This is a genomic window from Acuticoccus sediminis (genome assembly GCF_003258595.1).
Classification (GTDB): domain Bacteria; phylum Pseudomonadota; class Alphaproteobacteria; order Rhizobiales; family Amorphaceae; genus Acuticoccus; species Acuticoccus sediminis.
On sequence record NZ_QHHQ01000003.1, the window covers coordinates 207867 to 225711 of the forward strand.

The 17845-nt window shown below is 69.1% G+C and carries 16 protein-coding genes; 5 read left to right on the forward strand and 11 right to left on the reverse strand.

Annotation, left to right across the window (positions count from 1 at the left end; all coding sequences use genetic code 11):
* Positions 1-16 precede the first annotated feature (16 nt).
* The 7 genes from DLJ53_RS15190 to DLJ53_RS15220 form a co-directional block, all read right to left on the reverse strand.
* Entirely contained in the window at positions 17-1075 is a 1059-nt protein-coding gene (locus tag DLJ53_RS15190; RefSeq protein WP_111346687.1) for a DNA polymerase III subunit delta', read from the reverse strand.
* A 64-nt stretch (positions 1076-1139) separates the two neighbouring features.
* The gene (gene tmk, locus DLJ53_RS15195; protein WP_111346689.1) at positions 1140-1772 is read right to left on the reverse strand and encodes a dTMP kinase; all 633 of its coding nucleotides are present in this window, start codon (positions 1770-1772) and stop codon (positions 1140-1142) included.
* A 33-nt stretch (positions 1773-1805) separates the two neighbouring features.
* Positions 1806-2891, reverse strand: coding sequence for a septal ring lytic transglycosylase RlpA family protein (locus DLJ53_RS36395; protein WP_202913182.1), 1086 nt, complete (start codon positions 2889-2891; stop codon positions 1806-1808).
* Between the two features lie 172 nt (positions 2892-3063).
* The gene (locus DLJ53_RS15205; protein WP_111346691.1) at positions 3064-3483 is read right to left on the reverse strand and encodes a Rid family hydrolase; all 420 of its coding nucleotides are present in this window, start codon (positions 3481-3483) and stop codon (positions 3064-3066) included.
* 103 nt (positions 3484-3586) lie between these two features.
* Complete coding sequence (locus tag DLJ53_RS15210) at positions 3587-5638, reverse strand: peroxidase family protein (protein ID WP_162409243.1); 2052 nt, start codon at positions 5636-5638, stop codon at positions 3587-3589.
* Between the two features lie 169 nt (positions 5639-5807).
* Positions 5808-6998 carry a M20/M25/M40 family metallo-hydrolase gene (locus tag DLJ53_RS15215; protein ID WP_111346695.1) on the reverse strand — a complete coding sequence of 397 codons (1191 nt, stop codon included), beginning with the start codon at positions 6996-6998 and terminating at the stop codon, positions 5808-5810.
* A 5-nt stretch (positions 6999-7003) separates the two neighbouring features.
* The gene (locus tag DLJ53_RS15220; protein WP_111346697.1) at positions 7004-7981 is read right to left on the reverse strand and encodes a quinone oxidoreductase family protein; all 978 of its coding nucleotides are present in this window, start codon (positions 7979-7981) and stop codon (positions 7004-7006) included.
* Positions 7982-8048: 67 nt separating this feature from the next.
* Here DLJ53_RS15220 and DLJ53_RS15225 point away from each other — a divergent pair, with 67 nt between their 5' ends.
* On the forward strand, positions 8049-9230 hold the full coding sequence (locus DLJ53_RS15225) for an FAD-dependent monooxygenase (RefSeq protein ID WP_111346699.1): 1182 nt from the start codon (positions 8049-8051) through the stop codon (positions 9228-9230).
* A 10-nt stretch (positions 9231-9240) separates the two neighbouring features.
* On the opposite strand, the gene DLJ53_RS15230 is transcribed toward DLJ53_RS15225, so the two are convergent.
* The gene (locus DLJ53_RS15230; RefSeq protein ID WP_111347799.1) at positions 9241-10188 is read right to left on the reverse strand and encodes an AEC family transporter; all 948 of its coding nucleotides are present in this window, start codon (positions 10186-10188) and stop codon (positions 9241-9243) included.
* A gap of 296 nt (positions 10189-10484) precedes the next feature.
* On the opposite strand from DLJ53_RS15230, the gene DLJ53_RS15235 reads away from it, so the two are divergent.
* Positions 10485-11414: a lysophospholipid acyltransferase family protein gene (locus DLJ53_RS15235; RefSeq protein WP_162409245.1), complete on the forward strand. Its 930-nt coding sequence runs from the start codon at positions 10485-10487 to the stop codon at positions 11412-11414.
* Positions 11415-11755: 341 nt separating this feature from the next.
* Positions 11756-12085, forward strand: a complete 330-nt coding sequence (hspQ, locus tag DLJ53_RS15240) for a heat shock protein HspQ (RefSeq protein WP_111346703.1) — start codon at positions 11756-11758, stop codon at positions 12083-12085.
* Between the two features lie 201 nt (positions 12086-12286).
* Here the strand turns inward: hspQ and DLJ53_RS15245 are convergent, their stop codons facing one another.
* The 3 genes from DLJ53_RS15245 to DLJ53_RS15255 form a co-directional block, all read right to left on the reverse strand.
* Entirely contained in the window at positions 12287-13423 is a 1137-nt protein-coding gene (locus tag DLJ53_RS15245; RefSeq protein WP_111346704.1) for a calcium:cation antiporter, read from the reverse strand.
* A gap of 264 nt (positions 13424-13687) precedes the next feature.
* Positions 13688-14242, reverse strand: a complete 555-nt coding sequence (locus DLJ53_RS15250; RefSeq protein ID WP_162409247.1) for an invasion associated locus B family protein — start codon at positions 14240-14242, stop codon at positions 13688-13690.
* Positions 14243-14530: 288 nt separating this feature from the next.
* Entirely contained in the window at positions 14531-15205 is a 675-nt protein-coding gene (locus tag DLJ53_RS15255) for an invasion associated locus B family protein (RefSeq protein WP_226581829.1), read from the reverse strand.
* Positions 15206-15364: 159 nt separating this feature from the next.
* Here DLJ53_RS15255 and DLJ53_RS15260 point away from each other — a divergent pair, with 159 nt between their 5' ends.
* A complete protein-coding gene (locus DLJ53_RS15260; protein WP_244935082.1) occupies positions 15365-17149 on the forward strand; it encodes an extracellular solute-binding protein in 1785 nt (594 codons plus the stop codon).
* Entirely contained in the window at positions 17146-17835 is a 690-nt protein-coding gene (locus DLJ53_RS15265) for a DsbA family oxidoreductase (RefSeq protein ID WP_111346709.1), read from the forward strand. The genes DLJ53_RS15260 and DLJ53_RS15265 overlap by 4 nt, the downstream gene beginning before the upstream one ends.
* Positions 17836-17845: the final 10 nt, after the last annotated feature.

The following is a 17845-nucleotide window of genomic DNA, read 5'->3' on the forward strand; positions in this document are numbered from 1 at the left end:
CCCCAAGGCCGCCTTGTCAAGTCAGACCAGCGGCCTTGTCTGCTGCGGATAGGCGCGACAGCACGGCGAGCACCATTTCCTTGCGGTCCAGGTTGAAGACTTCGATGCGCCGGCGGTCGTCAGTCACTGATAAATATAGGGAAGCGTAGGCGTCGAGGGCAGGGAGGGACATGGTCCCTGCCCCGCTTTTCGCCCGCCCCGCGATGGCGTCGAGGACCAGCTCCAGCACCGTCGCGAAGGAGTCGTCGCGGCGCTGCGCGGCGAGCTCGGCGAGCTGATGCTGGGCGCGCACGTCGCGCACCATCTGGGGCGACAGAAGCCGCTGCGCGGACTTCACGATGTCGGCCCCGGCGGCGGCGAGGCTGAGGGCCCGCCTCACCGACCCCTCCCCCAGCGGCGCGGTGCGCGGGTCTGCGCCCATGGCGTTGAGCGCCGCCCTCACCTCGTCCTCGGTGAGCGGCCGCATGCGGATCGCCCGGCAGCGCGAGCGGATCGTCGGCAGGACGCGGCCGGAGACGTGGGCGATGAGGACGAAAAGCGTCCTCCGCGGCGGCTCCTCGAGCGCCTTGAGGAGCGCGTTGGCGGCGTTGAGATTCATGTCGTCGACCGCGTCGACGATCACCATCCGCCAGCCCCCGTCGGCCGATGTGGAGCCGAGGAAGGGGACGATGCGGCGCACCTCGTCGACGGTGAGGTCGCCCTTGAACTTCTTGCCCTTCTCGTCCCACGGCCGCGTCAGGTGCAGCAGCGACGGGTGCGTGCCGGCCGCGATCTGGCGCGAGGCGCGGCTCTCGGGATCGTCGGCGAGGTTCGCCGGAAGCGCCGTGCCGGGGATGGTGCCGAGGAGCGCGCGGGCGAGGCGGAAGGCGAGCGTCGCCTTGCCGATGCCGCGCGGCCCCTCCAGCAGGATCGCCTGCGGTGGAGAGGCGCCGCCGAACGCCTCGACGAGACGCTCGACCGCCTCGGCATGCCCGGACAGCGTCCGCGCCTCGCGCGGCGGCGGGGCGTTGTCGAGGAGGTCGGGCTCGGCGGGGGCGCCTTCGATGGGCTTGGGCGCGCGCGGGGTCCTCGCCATCAGCTCGTCCGGACCTTCGGCACGTGGGGGCGGTCGGGGAAAGGGATCATCGGTGGGATCGAGGTCACGCGGCGGTGAGCTGCGGCAGCCGCGCGCTCACCACGCGCCAGATCTCGGCGGCGACGTCGTCGACCGGGCGGGTGGCGTCGATGACGGCGCAGCGGTGCGGTTCGCGCGCGGCGATGGCGAGGAAGGCCCGGCGGCGCTGCTCCTGGACGTCGGCCCGGGCCTGGTCGAACGGATCCTGGTCGCCGCGCGCCCGCGTCCGGCCCTCGCCGACGTCGGTCGGGCAGTCGAGCACGAGCGTGAGGTCCGGCATCGTCGGGCCGACGACGAGCGCGTTGAGGGCGGCGAGGGTCCCGGCTGTGACGCCCCCTGCCCCCTGGTACGCCTCGGTCGAATCGGCAAAGCGGTCGCACAGGACGACGTGGCCCTTCGCGAGCGCCGGGGCGATCAGGGTGTCGACGTGGTCGGCTCTGGCCGCTGCGAACATCAGCGCCTGCTCGGCCGGGCTCAGCGCGGAGCCGCGCTCGGAAAGGAGCGCCGTGCGCAATGTCTCCGCCCACGGGGAGCCGCCGGGCTCACGCGTGAGCGTGACCTCGCGGCCCGCCTCGCGCAGGCGGGCGGCCAGACGTTTGGCCTGGGTGGACTTGCCGGCCCCGTCCCCGCCTTCGAACGTTACGAACGCGCCCTTCAATGGTCCTCGCCCCGAGCAGAAATCGCCCGGAGGTTACTCCGCCGGGACCGCCGCCTGCAACGTGCTCCCGCCTTCCTTGGCGGAGGCGGTGCCGCTCGCCGGGGCGCTCGCGGAGGAGCCGCCGCTGCCGAACATGTCGAACGCGCCCATGACGCGGGACTGGCTGGCGGCGACCGTCTCCTCTGGGAGCGGCTCGGACGGACCGGTGGCGACGATTTCTTCCTCTTCCAGCGACGGCCCGGGCTCGTTCATGGCGACGAGCGGATCGATCGGGCCGGACTCCTTCTCGATCTCGGCGCGGTAGGCCTGGACGGCGCTCGGCTGGCTGGCCGCGGCGAGCATGGCCGGCTGGTAGTTGTGCTTGAGCTTCACGCCGGGGAGGTTTGTGTCCTCGTCCGGGCCGATGCGGCCGCGGAGCGGGTTGTTTTCCTCGTCCCGCTCCTTCTGCGACTTCGCCTTGGCGGAGGCGAGGCGGACCTCGACCTTCTCGTCGTCGTCGCTCTCACTGCCGCCGAGGCCGAACGGCAGGTACTTGGCGATGGAGGTCTTGGAGGTCTTGCCGTACTTGGATTCGGCCTGGAGCGTCTCCTTGTCGCCGCCGCCGACGGGCGCCTCGCCGAGATACTCGACGCGGACCTTCGCGTAGCCGGCGTTGCGGAAGCCGAGCTTGGTCGCCGCGGCCTTCGAGACGTCGAGGATGCGGCCCTTGCCGAACGGACCGCGGTCGTTGACGCGCAGGACCGCGGACTTGCCGGTCTTCACCACCGTGACGCGTACGTAGGACGGCAGCGGCAGGGTCGGGTGCGCGGCGGTCAGAGCGTCCTGGTCGAAGGCCTCGCCGTTGGCGGTGGACTTGCCGTGGAACTTGGGACCGTACCAGGAGGCGCGGCCCACCTCGTCATAGTTCTCGTCGTGCTTGGGCGTGTACCAGCGGCCGCCCACCTTGTAGGGCTTGCCGATCTTCTTGAAGCCGGTGACGTCGTCGTCGCCGGAGCTGTCGGCGTCCGCCGCCGCAAGGACGTCCAGGGATTCGACCCCGCCCCCGCACCCCGCAAGCATGAGTGTCAGCGCGCATAGGGAGGCCATTGCCGCCGTGCGGCAAAACTCGGACCAGGCCATGTCTCTACTCCGCTCGCCGAGGGCCGAGTCACCGGGCCCACCGCGGCACATTACTTCTCGATAGCTGGGGCGCCCATAGCATTGGCGGTCGGGCGCTAACACTTTGCTAACGAGTTGGCATTTTTGCCACACAATCCGTTAGCACTCTGTTGAGGATTTCAGGCCACAGGCGTCACGGTTTCGCGCCGATGACCGCGATGGACTGGATCTCCAACGCGATGCCCGGCCAGGGGAAACTGACGACGAGGGCTGTATTCGTGGGGCGGATGTCGCCGAACGTTTCGCCCAGCAGCGGGCCCACGACCTCGGTGAACATCTCCGGAGCGGAGACGTAGGTCGTTAACTGAACGATCTCGGAAAGAGAGGCTCCCGCCTCCTCCAGCGCCCGGCGGATGATGCCGATGGCGTTGTGGAACTGAGCCGTCGGATCGTCCGGCAACGTTCCTGTGGACGGGTCGAGGCCGATGGTGCCCGCGACGTAGACCGTCTCGCCGACCTTCACGGCGCGCGTGTAGCCGTACTTCTGCTCGAGAGGCGCGCCGAACGTGATGTTCCGGCGCTTCTTGCCTTCGCTGTTCGCGTCTTGGCGCATGGGAGCGTCTCCGAGGGTCCCGTCCCGGGACCGGTCCCATGCGCCTTATCCGGTTCGTGCACCCCCTGCCAAGCAACCGGGGGGTGGGTTCGTTAACGCCGCGTCAGCAGCCGTCCTCCTGACGGGTGGCGACGCCCGGGCAGACGTCCGCCTCGTCGACCGGGGTCGAGACCCCCGCGTCGTGCAGGAAGTTGCGCAGCAGATAGCGGCGACCGAAGCTCTGGCCGCCGGCGGAGACGACCGTCTCGGTCATCGCCGGCAGGTCGCCCTCCGCGATCGGCGGCGAATTGTAGCCGAGGTCCTGGTAGTCGAACGTCGTGTTGAGGTCGATGCCGAGGCCGGTCGTCTCGCGGTGGTAGTCGATCAGGCCGAGGAGCACCTCGCCGACGATGGTGGCGCCGACCGGGCCGAGCGTCGCGCCACCCATCCTCGCCCCGCCTCCGCCGCGGGCCGACTCGCGCTGCGCGCCGGCGGTGAGGGCGACCGTGTCGGGAAGGCCCATCATGCCGATGTCCGCGGCGCTCGCCGTGGCGCCGCCAGCCGATTCGCGGCGCACGTTGCTGTCGAACGACGCGCCGTACTCGGACGCCTCCTGCAGCACGTAGTACCAGAGCGGGGTGACGTTGATCGCCAGCGACTCTTTGGTCACGTCGTCGGCGGGGAGGATGTAGTCCGCAGCGCTGCGTCCGCCGGGGTAGATCGTGCCGAGGACGCCGCGCTCCTCCAGCTTCGCCAGGATGACCTGGGCGAGCGTCTGGCCGGCGGGCAGCAGGTAGGTGCGGCCGCGGCTGAGGTTGCGGGCGGCGAGGTTGCCCTGCCCGCCCGCGCCGACGATCCCGGCCGCCACGAGCTGCGACAGCGGGTTGGCGAGGAGCGGGTCGATGCGCCGGGCGCGGGTCACGATCGAGGGCGAGCCGTGGATCGGCGCGAGACGGTTCCAGTCGATCGCGAGCGAGCCCTGGTCGGTCCGCGTCGGGGTGAAGCCGCGCGGGGTCAGGACGTTCGGGTCGGACTGCCCGCCGCCGAAGATGTCGGCGATGACCTCGCCGTTGTTGCCGGCGCGGATCGTCAGGCGACCCGGCACCATGGAGTGCATGAAGCGGTAGCCCGCCGCCGCGAACTCCAGCGGGATGAACGGCTCGACGGTCGTCCCGTCGAGGTTGCGGAAGCCGTTGGGGAAGTAGAAGTCCCGCCCGTTCTCCAGGATGTCCTGGGTGCGGCGGATGCCGATGAGGCGCGGGATGAAGTCCTCCGCGAGCATGCGGTGATAGTGGTGGATCGTCGCCTCGCGCGCCTCGTCGAGGATTTCGGAGACAAGGCCGTTCTCCTCGGCGATCTCGAGGACGAGCTGGCGGTCGACCTGCGTTCCGGTCGATTCGCGCCGCGGCCCGGACTCGTTGATCGAGGACGCGACGAGCTGGGCGAGGCTGCCGCCGGGGGCGGTGCCGTATTGTCCGACAGGGCGGCCGGTCGACTCGTAGGCGGACTCGCCGCCGCCGTTGCCGCCGGCGCGCGCGACGAGCTGGCGCGCCTCCTCGGCCCGCTCCTCGAGGATGCGGTCCACCATCCTGTTGTGGAAGGCGATGAAGGCCTGCTGCACGTTGGAGATGACGAAGTTCTCGTCGTTGCGCGGATCGCCGATCACCGCGACCGGGTTGCCGGGGCGGGGCGCGCGCAGGAGGTCGTGACGGCGGCGGGCGTCGTCGCCGTAGACGGTGATCGCGCCGACGCGCAGGTACGGCCCGTTGTAGAGGAAGGGCGTGCGCTCCGGTCCGCCGCCATAGACGCAGTCGAGGTCGAGGTCGGCGGTGCGGGCGTTCTGGAAGTCACGATCCGGGGCCAGCGCGTTGAAGCTGGTGACGGTGTCGAACGTGATGTCGTGGTCGACGAACTGGCCGAGGAAGACGTAGGCGGCCGGAAGGTCGGAGGGATCCTCGTTGGCTTCGGCCTCGGTGAACATCCGGTTCGCGAGGCGCACGAGGTCGTAACGGGGGCTCGGATGCGGCAGGAGGCCGTCGGGTGCCCCGGGGTTGCGCACGGCAAAGATGCGGCCGAAGCCGCCCAAATTGACGTTGACCCCCGCCCGGCTCATGGCCGCGGGGGACGGATAATCCGGGTTGGCATGACTGCCGCCGGCGAGGGCCGAGGCATTCAAGGCCAGTAATGCGACTGTGCTCAAAAGGGCTTTTTTCATCGGCCCGCCTTTCCCTAAATACGATGCGCGCAACGTCGGCGCGAGTATCGTGCATAATGCTCGTATTCCGGGACGGATTTGTGAAGCCTCCTGGGCCAGCACGTTAAGTCAAAGTCGCGTGTTTACGGTGTCACCGCGTGAGCATGTCCTGCAACGTCAGGGCGATTGCTGTCGTCGCCTTTTCGAGATCGTCGAGGGAAACGCTCTCGTCGCCGGTAAAATCGACCCCCTCCCCGACGATCGGCGGGCCGACGCCGTAGAGCACGGTCGGGATTCCGGCGAGCGCGTAGTGGCGCGCACCGCTGACGACGGGGGCGGAGACGATCGGCACGCGCTGGCCCATCGCCGCCGTGGCGTGGCGGGCGACGGTCTCGGCGAACGCCTCGGTCTCCGGTGTCGGGGCGACGGGCTCGGCGAGAAGCAGGCGGCGGCACTCGAGCTCCACCGACGGGAACACGTGGGCCTCCTCGATGGCGGCGATCAGGCCGGCCTCGACCGCCTCGGCGTCCTCGCCGGCGGCGATGCGTCGGTCGACGGTGAAGCGCACGCGGTCCGGCACGACGTTGATGCCGCGCCCGCCCTCGATGAGGCCCACCGTGAGCGGTTGCCCGGGCGTCTCGCGCAGGGTCATCAGCCGGGCGAGGATGGGGACGGCGGCCTCCAGCGCGTCGCGCCCGTCCTGCGGGCGGGAGGCGTGGGCCTGGATCCCGCGCAGCAGCACCTCGAGATGCAGGACGCCCTCCTGGCCGGTGATCACCTGGTAGGCCGTGCCCGCGCCGATCACGGCGTCGGGCTTGGTGAGGTCCTGGCCCAGCAGGAAGGCCGGGCCGAGGAAGCCGCCGGTCTCCTCGTCGCTGGTGATGTGGAGCTCGACGCTCCCCGACAGGCCGTCGAGGCGCTCCAGCGCGGCGAGGGCGAAGACGTAGGCGGCGATGTCCGCCTTGGAGTCGCGCGCGCCGCGGCCATGCAGAAGGCCGTCCTTCACCTCGGCGCCGAACGGCTCGTGGTGCCAGCCGTTGCCGACCGGGAGCGTGTCGATCGGCGCGGCGAGGGCGACCGTCGGCCCCGCGCCGAAGGCGCGGCGCACGACGAGGTTGGTGATGTCCGCGCGGCCGTAGTTGCGCGCGAACGGGTTCGGCACGGGGTGCCGCTCCACCTCCCAGCCGCGGGTCTCGAGCGTGGCCGCCAGCCACTCCACCGCCTCCGCGGTGTCGCCCGGCGGGTTTTCCGTCGGCATGCGGACCAGGGTCTGCAGGAAGTCGACGGCGTCCGCATGGCTGTCGGACACGGCGGCCTGGATCGCGTCCGCGGGGGCGGTCATGGTACTCACGGTATGAGGACGGTCGACCCGGTCGTGCGACGTCCCTCCAGCGCGCGATGGGCCTCGGCCGCGTCCTTGAGGGCGAACGTCCTCTCGACCGGGATCTTCACCTTGCCGGAGCGCACCATCTCGAAGAGGTCCGCAGCGTTGGCCTCCAGCCGCTCGCGCGTCGCCACGTAGGTCCCGAGGCCGGGGCGGGTGGCGAACAGCGAGCCGTACTTGGCGAGGTCGGCGAGGCTGAAGTCCCTCACGACGCCCGACGACTGGCCGAACAGCGCGTAGAGACCGAGCGGCCGCAGGCACTGGAGCGAGCCCGGATAGGTGTCCTTGCCGACCGAATCGTAGACCACGTCGCAGCCCTTGCCGCCGGTGATCTCCTTCACGCGGGCGACGAAGTCCTCCTCGTTGTAGTTGATCACGTGGGTGTAGCCGTTCGCCCTGGCGATCTCGGCCTTTTCCGCCGAGCCGACGGTGCCGATGGTGGTGGCGCCGATGGCTTTCGCCCACTGCCCCGCGATCGACCCGACGCCGCCGGCGGCGGCGTGGAAGAGCAGCGTCGTCTCCGGCGTCACCTTGTGGGTCTCGCACAGGAGATAGCGGGCGGTCATGCCCTTCAGCATCATCGCCGCCGCGGTCCTGTCGTCGACCCCGTCCGGGATCTTCAGCGCCGCCGAGGCGGCGAGGCTGCGCCGCTCGGTGTAGGAGCCGAGGGCGAAACCGTAGGCGATGCGGTCACCGACCGAAAATCCCTCGACGCCGGGGCCGACCTCCTCCACAACGCCTGCAGCTTCGCTGCCGACGATCAGCGGGTAGCCCGTGGGCGACTTGTAGAGGCCGGTGCGAAAGTAGGTGTCGATGAAGTTGAGGCCGATGGCGGTGTGACGCACAACGAGTTCGCCCTCCCCGGCCACCGGGTCGTCGATCGGTCGCCATTGGAGAACGTCGGGGTCGCCGGGTTCATCCAACACGATGGCGTGCGTCATCTTTCCTCTCCGAAGTTCTGGCGGGAACGTTAGATACACGATTGCCGCCAATCAAGGACGTCAAACCATGGACAGCGCCACGCCCGCTCCCCTCTCCAACGCGAGCCTGACCGTCGACGTCGCGGTCGTGGGCGGCGGCCCCGCGGGGGCGCTCGCGGCGATCGTCGTGGCGGATGCAGGATTTAAGGTCGCGCTCGTCGCGCCCGACCGGGGCCGCGACCCGCGCACGTCGGCCCTGTTCATGCCGTCGATCGAGCTTCTGGAGGAACATGGGGTCTGGTCCGATCTCGTCGAGGACGCGGCGCCGCTCCACACGATTCGCATCATCGACCAGACCGGTCACCTCCCCCGCGCGCCCGAGGTGGCGTTCGACGCGCAGGAGATCGGCCCGCACCCGTTCGGCTACAACATCACCAACGACGCCCTGAACGCCGCCCTCTCGGCGCGGCTCGCAGCGCTCGGCGTGCCGCGGGTCGATGCGCTGGCCGACCACATCGCCGGCACGGACGGCCCGGTCGTGACGATCACCGCGGGCGCCCACACCGTCGAGGCGGGCCTGGTGGTCGCGGCCGACGGGGCCGAATCGTTCGTGCGGGAGGCGGCCGGACTGTCGGTGCGCCGGTGGGCCTACCGGCAGAGCGCCTTCGTGACCACGCTGAGCCACGAGCGTCCGCACGGCGGCGTGTCGGTCGAGTTCCACACCCCGGCGGGACCCTTCACGCTGGTGCCGCTCAAGGGGGAGCGCTCGTCGCTCGTCTGGGTCGCGCGGCCGGAGGAGGCGGAGCGCTGGGCGGCCATGGACCCCGGCCCCCTCGCCCGCGAGATCGAGAAGCGCTGCCATGCCTTCCTCGGCCACATGGCGATCGACGGACCCCGCGGCGTCATCCCCATGGCGGGGCATGTCGCGCCCCGCATGGGGGCGGGCCGCGTGGTGCTGGTCAGCGAGGCGGGGCACCGATTCCCGCCCATCGGCGCGCAGGGGCTGAACCTCGGCTTCCGCGACATCGCCACCCTGCAGACGCTGCTGCGCCACGCCCGGCCCGACCGCGACCTCGCGGGGATTCCGGAGCGCTACCACATCCGCCGCCGCACCGATGTGAGCCTGCGGACCGCGAGCGTCGACGTGCTCAACCGTTCGCTCCTGACCGGGGCGTTCGTGCCGAGCACGGCCCGGGCGGTGGCGCTGTCGGCGGCGCGGGGCATCCCGCCGCTGCGCCGCGCGATGATGCGATTCGGCCTCGGCGCCTGACGCCGCCGCCTCAGAGGAGCCCCGAGCGGATCACGTAGAGGACACCCGTGACGGAGAACGCCGCGAGGGTGGTGCCGACGAGGATGGCGTTCGACGCCTCCTCCCGCCCGACCCCGTACTGCGTGGCGAGGATGAAGACGTTCGTCGCCGTCGGCAGCGCGGCGAGCAGCACCCCGCTCATCAGCCACAGCGGCGGCGCTGCCATCGCCGACAGCACCACGTACGCGGCGAGCGGGTGCAGGACGAGCTTGATGATGATGAAGAGCGAGATGTCCTGCACCGAGCGGCTGGACGGCATCGGCTGAAGCGCCACCGTGACGCCCATGGCGAACAGCGCGCACGGCGCGGCGGCGTTGGTCAGCATGGTGAGCAGCCGGTCGATGCTGGCCGGCGGCTGGTACCTGAAGAACGCCGCCGTCACCCCGGCGATCACCGCCAGGATGAACGGGTGGGTGAAGACGCGGTGCAGGATCCGCAGCACCTGCTGGACGAACGTGCCCTCGGAGGAGCCGGCGATCGCCATCATCACGGGGGTCAGCACGAAGAACATCGTGCTTTCGAACGAGAAGATGAGTGCGACCGGTACCGTCGCCGTCGTTCCGATCGCCACCAGCGCGAGGCCCGGCCCCAGGTAGCCGTTGTTGGCGTAGCCGCCGATGAGGGCGAGGATCGTCGAGTAGGCGAGGTTCCCGCCGGTGCGAATCATCGCGATGGCGAAGCCGATGATCAGCACCACCCACGTCGCCCCGGCGCAGGCGATGACGTAGATGACGTCGCCGAGCTCGTCGACCGGCATCCGCGACAGGTACTGGAAGAACAGCGCCGGCAGCGCGACGTAGACGATGAAGATGTTCATCCACACGAGGCCGCCGGAGGGCTTCCTGGCGATCCGCCCGACGACGAAGCCGAGAAGGATCAGGCCGAAGAACGGGATGGTGAGGGAAAGGACCTCGCTCAAGGAGGACTCCGGAGTGCGGGCGGCGGGCAGACCCAGCATCTAGCGCATCATCGGTATACAACGAACCCCGTCAGCGGATTGGCGCCCTCCCAAGGGCGCCGCCGGGGGCGACCCCGGCGGGCGAAGCGCCGGCCGGGTGCGACTTTTGGGCCGTTCCGGGCGGGGACAGCGGTGCGATGGGTTGTGGACAATCGCGCCCGCTCCGGGCATGCCCTTGCCGAGACGAGGAGCGTCAGGCGTCCGTGCACTGGCGAGCTGCACTTTCGTGCGGAAAGGACGAGTTCAGGTCCGGATCGATGGCGAAACAACGCGCAAAGCCGCAGCATGTGGCGGAGTATGTCCTGCTGCGCATCCTCGGCGCGGTGATGCGATACACACCCGTCGAGATCGCCTCCTGGTTCGGCGGCCGGGTGATGGGGGTGGTGATGCCGCTCACCAGCCGGCACGCCCGCGCCAAGGAGCACATGGCGCTCGCCATGCCCGAGCTCGGCGAGGCCGACCGCGACCGCATCGCCCGGGCCATGTGGCGCCAGCTCGGCCGCGTGTTCGGCGAGGCATTTCAGTTAGACAAGATCCTGGCCGACGACCGCCGGATCATCCTCCCGGACGACTTCGACGACCTGATCGAATTGTGCAGGGACGGCTGCGTGGTGGCGACCGCCCACTACGGCAACTGGGAGGTGGCGGGCGCCGTGGCGCATCGCGGCGGCAAGCAGCTCGCCGGCGTCTACCAGGCGCTGCACAACCCCCTCGCCGAGAGGTACCTGCAGCGTCTGCGAGGCCCGGTCTATCCGGCCGGCCTCTTCGCCAAGGGCGGCGACCTCGGGACGCGGCTGATCGGGCTGGTGCGGCAGGGCGCGGCCGTCGGACTGGTGGCGGACCTGCGGGAGAAACGCGGCGTTCAGGTACAGTTCTTCGGCCAGCCGGCCTTCGCGACGCCCCTCCCGGCGATGCTGGCGCGCATGTCCGGCCGGCCGCTGGTGGCCGGCGTGGTGCTGCGCGAAGGGGGCGTGAAGTTCCGCACCTTCTGCGAGGTCATCGACGTGCCGCACACGGACGACCGCGCGGCCGATATCCAGGTCGCGACGCAGCGGATGCACGATGCGTTCGAACGCTGGATTCGTGCCCATCCCGAACAGTGGATGTGGACGCACCGCAAGTGGGCGCAGTCCAGGGCGCGCCCGCTGGTCCTCAAATCCCTGTCGGAAGCCGACGTCAGGAGTTAACCGTTTGGGGATGCATACGAACGTTGTGTGACGAATCGTGAGCACCGCGCTCTTGCACGCCCCATTTCCTGCGGGTACCCGTAGTCTCCTGCGTGCGTCGGCTGGCCGATGGCTGTGCGCAATTTGCACGGCCAGTTGGTATGAGCGTTGCTCTCGATGGCAGTGGAGCGCGCTCGGCCGCTCGTGCTCCGAGGGAACCTTGGGCGCATCCGCTGCGTAAAATCTGGGTTCCCTCGGTGAACCTAACGCGCGGACCTTGCGTGACGCTGACGCGCAGCGTTTGAGCCGACGGTCGTAGTGCCCGGAGTTGGACCGAGGATGGTTGTGATGCGAGCTTGGCAATGAACAAAGTTCGGACGGCAAAGTTTCAGCTGGGTCAGGTGGTCCGTCACCGCGTGTTCTCGTTCCGGGGCGTGATCTTCGACGTCGACCCGACATTTTCCAATACCGAGGAGTGGTGGGAAGCGATCCCGGAGGATATCCGGCCCCGTCGCGACCAGCCATTCTACCACCTCTTCGCCGAGAACGACGAGACGGAGTACATCGCCTACGTGTCCGAGCAGAACCTCCTGCCCGACGACACCGGCGAGCCCGTCCGCCATCCGCAGGTGAGCGACATGTTCGAGCGCCGCGACGGCAACTACTGCGCAAGGCTCGATCAGTTCCACTGATCGGCCGCCCTCCCCGCTCAGGTCCGCGTTCGACCCGAACCGCCCGACCCGAGCGCATCGGGACCGATGACCACCCCGCGGCGGGATGCGCACCATCCCGACGGCCGGGTCGGTCACTCCGCTGGCAGCGGCGGCTCCCCGCACCATGCATGACCTCGCGCGTCCCCTCCCCGGCCTGCAGCGCCCGGTTTGGGGCCGGTGTCAGAAGTCGCCGTCGAAGATCAGGATGATGTAGGCGAGGAAGACCGCAAGGTGGACGACGCCCTGAAGGCTGTTCGTCCGGGACCCGACGAATGTCGCGATCGAGATGCCTAGCGACAGCGACAGGATCACGACACCCGGCGGCGACAGGCCGAGCTCGATGGGCCGGTCCACGAACCATGCCGCCGCGAGCACCGCCGGCACGGTGAGGCCGATCGTGGCGAGCGCCGAGCCGAGGCAGATGTTGACCGCCCGCTGAAGCTGGTTGTGCCGCGCCGCAGACAGGGCCGCCAGCCCCTCCGGCGTCAGGATCATGATGGCGACGATGAAGCCGCCCATCGCCACCGGTGCGCCGACCTGCGTGATGCCGTGGTCCACGTAGATCGCCAGCTTCTTCGACATCAGGACGAGCGGCAGCAGCGTCAGCAGCAGGGCGAAGATGTGAAAAATCGCGTTGCCGGGCGTGTGGCCGTGCTCCCCCGGCCCGCCGTCGTCGAAGAGGTCGGCCTCCGTGCCGTCGGCTGGCTGCTGGAAGACTTTCGGGTTCTGCACCGTCTGGAACAGCAGGAAGATCGCGTAGAGGACGATCGACATCGCGATCTGGAAGACAGTCTGCAGGCCGGAGAGACCGCCTCCGGGCGCCGACGTCGTGAACGTCGGCAGGATGAGGCTCGTCACCGCGACCGGCAGCAGCACCACCAGGTAGGCGTTCGCGCCCGACAGGTTGAAGACCTGCAGCCCGTGCCGCAGCCCGCCCAGCAGCAGGCTCAGCCCGACGAGCCCGTTGAGGACGATCATCAGGACCGAGAACATCGTGTCGCGCGCGAGCGTCGGTGCGTTCGGGCCTGTCAGCATGACCGCGGTGATGAGCGCGACCTCTATGCCGATCACCGACAGCGTCAGGATGAGGGTGCCGAAGGGCTCGCCGAAGATCTCCGCCAGGCACTCGGCGTGATGCACGACGGTGAAGACCGCCGCCAGCATCACGACGAAGATCACCGCGAGGACGAGGAAGGATCCCGCGTTGCCGACGAGCTCGGGCTTCAGCGCGGAGCCCCACAGGGTGAGGAGCGCGAACGAGACCCAGATGAGCGCGATGGGCCATTCGCGGACGAGCGACTTTCCGAGGTGCGGCATGCCGAGACTGTGCCAGCCAGGTCTTCAGACGACAACAACAAGCAGCACGGCCCGGCCGACGACGGCGTCAATGCCCCATGGGCGCCATCGACGCGGGGCCATCGACGCGGGTCGCGCGGATCGGAGGGGGCGGGCGTTTGCCTGGCTGCGAACGCGGCCCGGCGCCCCTCGGCTTCGCGGCGCCTCGCGCGCCGGGCCGGCCGGATCACCCCGAAGGGCGAAGGACGGCCGGCGCTGGCGGCGGCGCCGTGACCTGGAGTGGCCTCAGTTGCTGTTGGAGGCGTTGAGGGCCTCGCGCTGAGCCTCGCGCAGGCGGGCGGCGAAGTCTTCCTGGCTCTTCTCGAGGTCGGCCTGACGCTGCTCCGTGATTGCGGCGATGCGGTCCGGCGACAGCGGCTCACCGTCGTAGGCGGTGGTGAAGCCCGTCAGAGGCAGATCGAAGGGGACCTGCTTGCCTTCGCGGTTGTAGGCGGTCAGCCGCATCGTGGTGCCGGACTTCATCGCGGAGATGAAGGCCTCGTTGACGGCGCGCTCGGCCCAGCAGGCGGTCTGCAGGCAGACCTGGTACTCGGCCTTCTGCGGGTCGCCGCCGTCCACCTGGATCTGCACGCCCGGCTCGATCACCATGCCGGTCGGCACGGCGATCAGGATGCTCTGCCGCTGCTCGCCCTTGAAGCCGCGGATCGCGGCCGAGGCGAGCACCTGGCCACCGCCGGTGCGCAGCTCCTGGGTGACGAGGCACATGTCCTTCTTCACCCGCGGATCCTGAGTGCAGACCTTGAGCCAGTTGGGCTCGGCGGCCGGTGCCGATTGTGCCATGGCCGCGCTGGCGGGCAGAAGCGCCGCGGCGGCGAGAGCAGACAAAGCGGCAAGTGTTGCAAAACGCATTAAGCGATCCCCTCTCGATTGGGATTCATGCCTCGATCATCTCGTTCAACGCAACCGCGCCCTCGCGACCCGATTGCTGGGGCGAATGCCGACGGGTGGCTGATAGTCCACATCCGTCCGATCCGCCAAGTCGGCCCCGCCCGCGCTTGCGATCGCCGGCGGTGAAGAGCGCGTCGTCGATCGGCGAAGATCGAGGCGCCGGCCGGTACCTTCGGCCGACTACTCCGACTTGTCGACGGCGTCCTGCTGCGCTGCCAGCAGACGGTCGCGCGCTTCCTGGGCCTTCTTCTCCAGCGCCGTCTGCAGGTCCGACTGCTTCTGTTGCAGCGCCTGCGGGTCGATGCCTTCGCTGTTGTAGGCCGACGTGAAGCCGATCAGCGTCATGTCGAAGCTGACCTGCTTGCCCTGACGGTTCATCGTATTGATGCGCATCTTTCCGCCGCGCTTCAGGCGGCCGATGAACGCCTCGTCGATGGTCCGCTCGGCGTAGCAGGCGTTCGGGAAGCAGATCTGGAAGGGTGCCTTCTCGGGCTGCGCACCGTCGATCTGGATCTGCACGCCCGGCTGGACCAGCATGCCGACCGGGACCGACAGGAGGAGGCTGCGGCGGGACTCGCCTTCGAACTCGCGGATCGCGGCGGACGCCAGGAACTGGCCGTTCTGGGTGCGCAGTTCCTGGGTGATCAGGCACAATTCCTTGTTGGCCTGGGCATCTCTGTTGCAGATCTTGACCCAGGCGTTGTCGTCCTGGGCAGCATCCTGTGCGCTTGCCGGAATCGTCGGGACGGCCAATCCGAGCGACAGGCCCAGCGCCGCCACCAATTTTGTCAAACGCATGAAGTTTTCCCCCGTACTCAGCTTGGGTCGGCCGCGGCTCAACAGCCCATTGGCCACAAAGCGCTTTCGTGGGAAGGCTTAGACCGACAGCATTAAAATGGCTAGAACGTGTGGCCAATCGCCCAATAAATTTGTTGCGTCTTTCTGAACCAGGGCTCAGCCACACAAACAGGCATCACTCCAAGGATCAAGGGATTGGCGATGCATCGACGGATAGTGCGTGCGCTTAGTGTCGCGGCCGCTGCCGCAACACTGATCGCAACGCCCGCCGCCGCGGACTATGGGATCGCCATGCACGGCGAGCCCGTCCTCTCCAGAGGCGAGCCGCTCCCCTACGTCGACGTCGACGCGCCCAAGGGCGGGCGGGTGACGTTCGCGGTCCTGGGGTCCTTCGACAACCTCAACGTCCTCATTCCGCGAGGGTCCTACGCGCCGGGCATGCGCGACGCGACCTTCGGCAACTTCGTCTACGAGAGCCTCCTCGAGCGCAACGCCAGCGAGCCCTTCTCGCTCTATGGCTTCCTCGCCTCGGACGTCTCGGTGCCGCCGGAGCGCGACAGCGTCACCTTCACCATCGACGAGCGCGCGGCCTTCTCCGACGGCCACCCCCTGACGGCCGAGGACGTCGTCTTCTCCTACGAGCTGCTGAAGAGCCAGGGGCGCCCCTACATGCGCCAGTATTACGGCAAGGTGGCGAGCGTCGAGACACCGGACGAACGCACCGTCACCTTCCGTTTCGCCGACGCCAGCGACCGCGAGCTGCCGCTCATCATCGGCCTCATGCCGATCCTGCCGGCGCACGCGACCGACGTCGACGCGTTCGGCAAGACCACCCTGTCGCCGCCCATCGGCACGGGGCCCTACACGCTCGGCACGGTGAACCCCGGCCGCGACATCACCTTCGTGCGCAATCCCGACTACTGGGGCGCCGGTCATGCGCTCAACAAGGGCCGCTACAATTTCGAGGAGGTGGTGTTCCGCTTCTTCCGGGACGAGACGTCGCTGTTCGAGGCGTTCAAGGCCGGCAACACCGACTTCCACCTCGAGGGCGACGCGGGCCGCTGGACGACGGGCTACGACTTCCCGGCGATGGCGGACGGGCGCGAGGTGCGCGAGGCGATCCCGCTCGGCATCCCGCGCGGCATGTACGCCTTCGTCTTCAATACGCGCCGGCCGCCGTTCGACAATGTCGACGTCCGCGCGGCGATGAACCTGCTGTTCGACTTCACCTGGATCAACGCCAACCTCTTCAGCGGCCAGCTCAACCGGACGGACAGTTATTTCACCGCCTCCGAGCTCGCCGCCACCGGCCATCCGGCGAGCGAGCGCGAGCGCGAGCTCCTCGCCTCCTACCCGGACGCCGTGCTGCCGGAGATCATGGACGGGACATGGACACCGCCGAAGCTCGACGGTTCGGGGCGCGACCGGACGGCGATCCGCGAGGCGCTTGAGCACTTCGCGGCGGCGGGCTGGCGGATCGACGGCGGCCGGCTCGTGAACGAGAAGGGCGAGCCGTTCGGCTTCGAGATCCTGGTCGCGACACGCGACGACGAGCGCCTCGCCCTCGCCTACCAGCGGCTGCTGCGTCCGGTCGGGATCGAGGCGCGCATCCGCTACGTCGATTCCTCCCAGTACAACGCCCGCCTGCTGGCGTTCGATTTCGACATGATCCGCTTCTACTGGCCGGCGTCCCTGTCACCCGGAAACGAGCAGATCAATCGCTGGTCGCAGAAGTCGGCGGACCTCGAGGGATCGTTCAATTTCGCCGGCACCCGGTCGCCCGCGGCGGACGCGATGATCGACGCGCTGCTGGCGGCGCGGTCGACCGAGGACTTCGTCGATGCGGTCCGTGCGCTCGACCGCGTGTTGCTGTCGGGCCTATATGTCATACCTCTGTACCATACGCCTGCGCAGTGGGTGGCTTATACCACCCGCATCGCGCACCCGGAGGTGCAGAGCCTCTACGGCGTCGAACTCGAAACCTGGTGGGTCAAGCCATGACGAAACTCGATACCAGCGCCATCGAGCCGATCCATATCGACGTCGTCTCCGACGTCATGTGTCCCTGGTGCTTCATCGGCAAACGGCGCCTGGAGAAGGCGCTCGAATCGCTCGACGACGTCACCGTGCGCGTCGTCTGGCGTCCATACCAGCTCGATCCGACCCTGCCCTCCGAGGGCAAGGACCGTCAGCAGTACCTGACCGAGAAGTTCGGCGGGCCGGAGCGGGCGGACGAGATCTACGCGCGGGTCCGGGCCGCCGGCGAGGAGGAGGACATCCCCTTCGCATTCGAGAAGATCACCCGCTCGCCCAATACCCTCAACGCGCACCGGCTGATCCGCTGGGCGGGGATCGAGGGCAAGCAGGACGCGCTGGTGGAGCGCCTCTTCAACCTCTACTTCATCGAAGGCGCCAACCTAGCCGACCCGGCGGTCCTGGTCACGGCGGCGGCGGACGCCGGGCTCGACTCGTCGATGGTCGGGCGCCTGCTCGCGACCGACGCGGACCTCGCCGAGACGGAGGCGGAGATCGTCCACGCGCAGGCGATCGGAGTGCAGGGCGTGCCCTGCTTCATCCTCGAGAACAAGTATGCGGTGTCGGGCGCGCAGCCGGCCGACGTCCTCGCCTCGGCGATTCGACAGGTGGCCGCGGAGAAGGCCGGGACGGCCACGGTGCCGACGGTCTGACCCGGCCGGC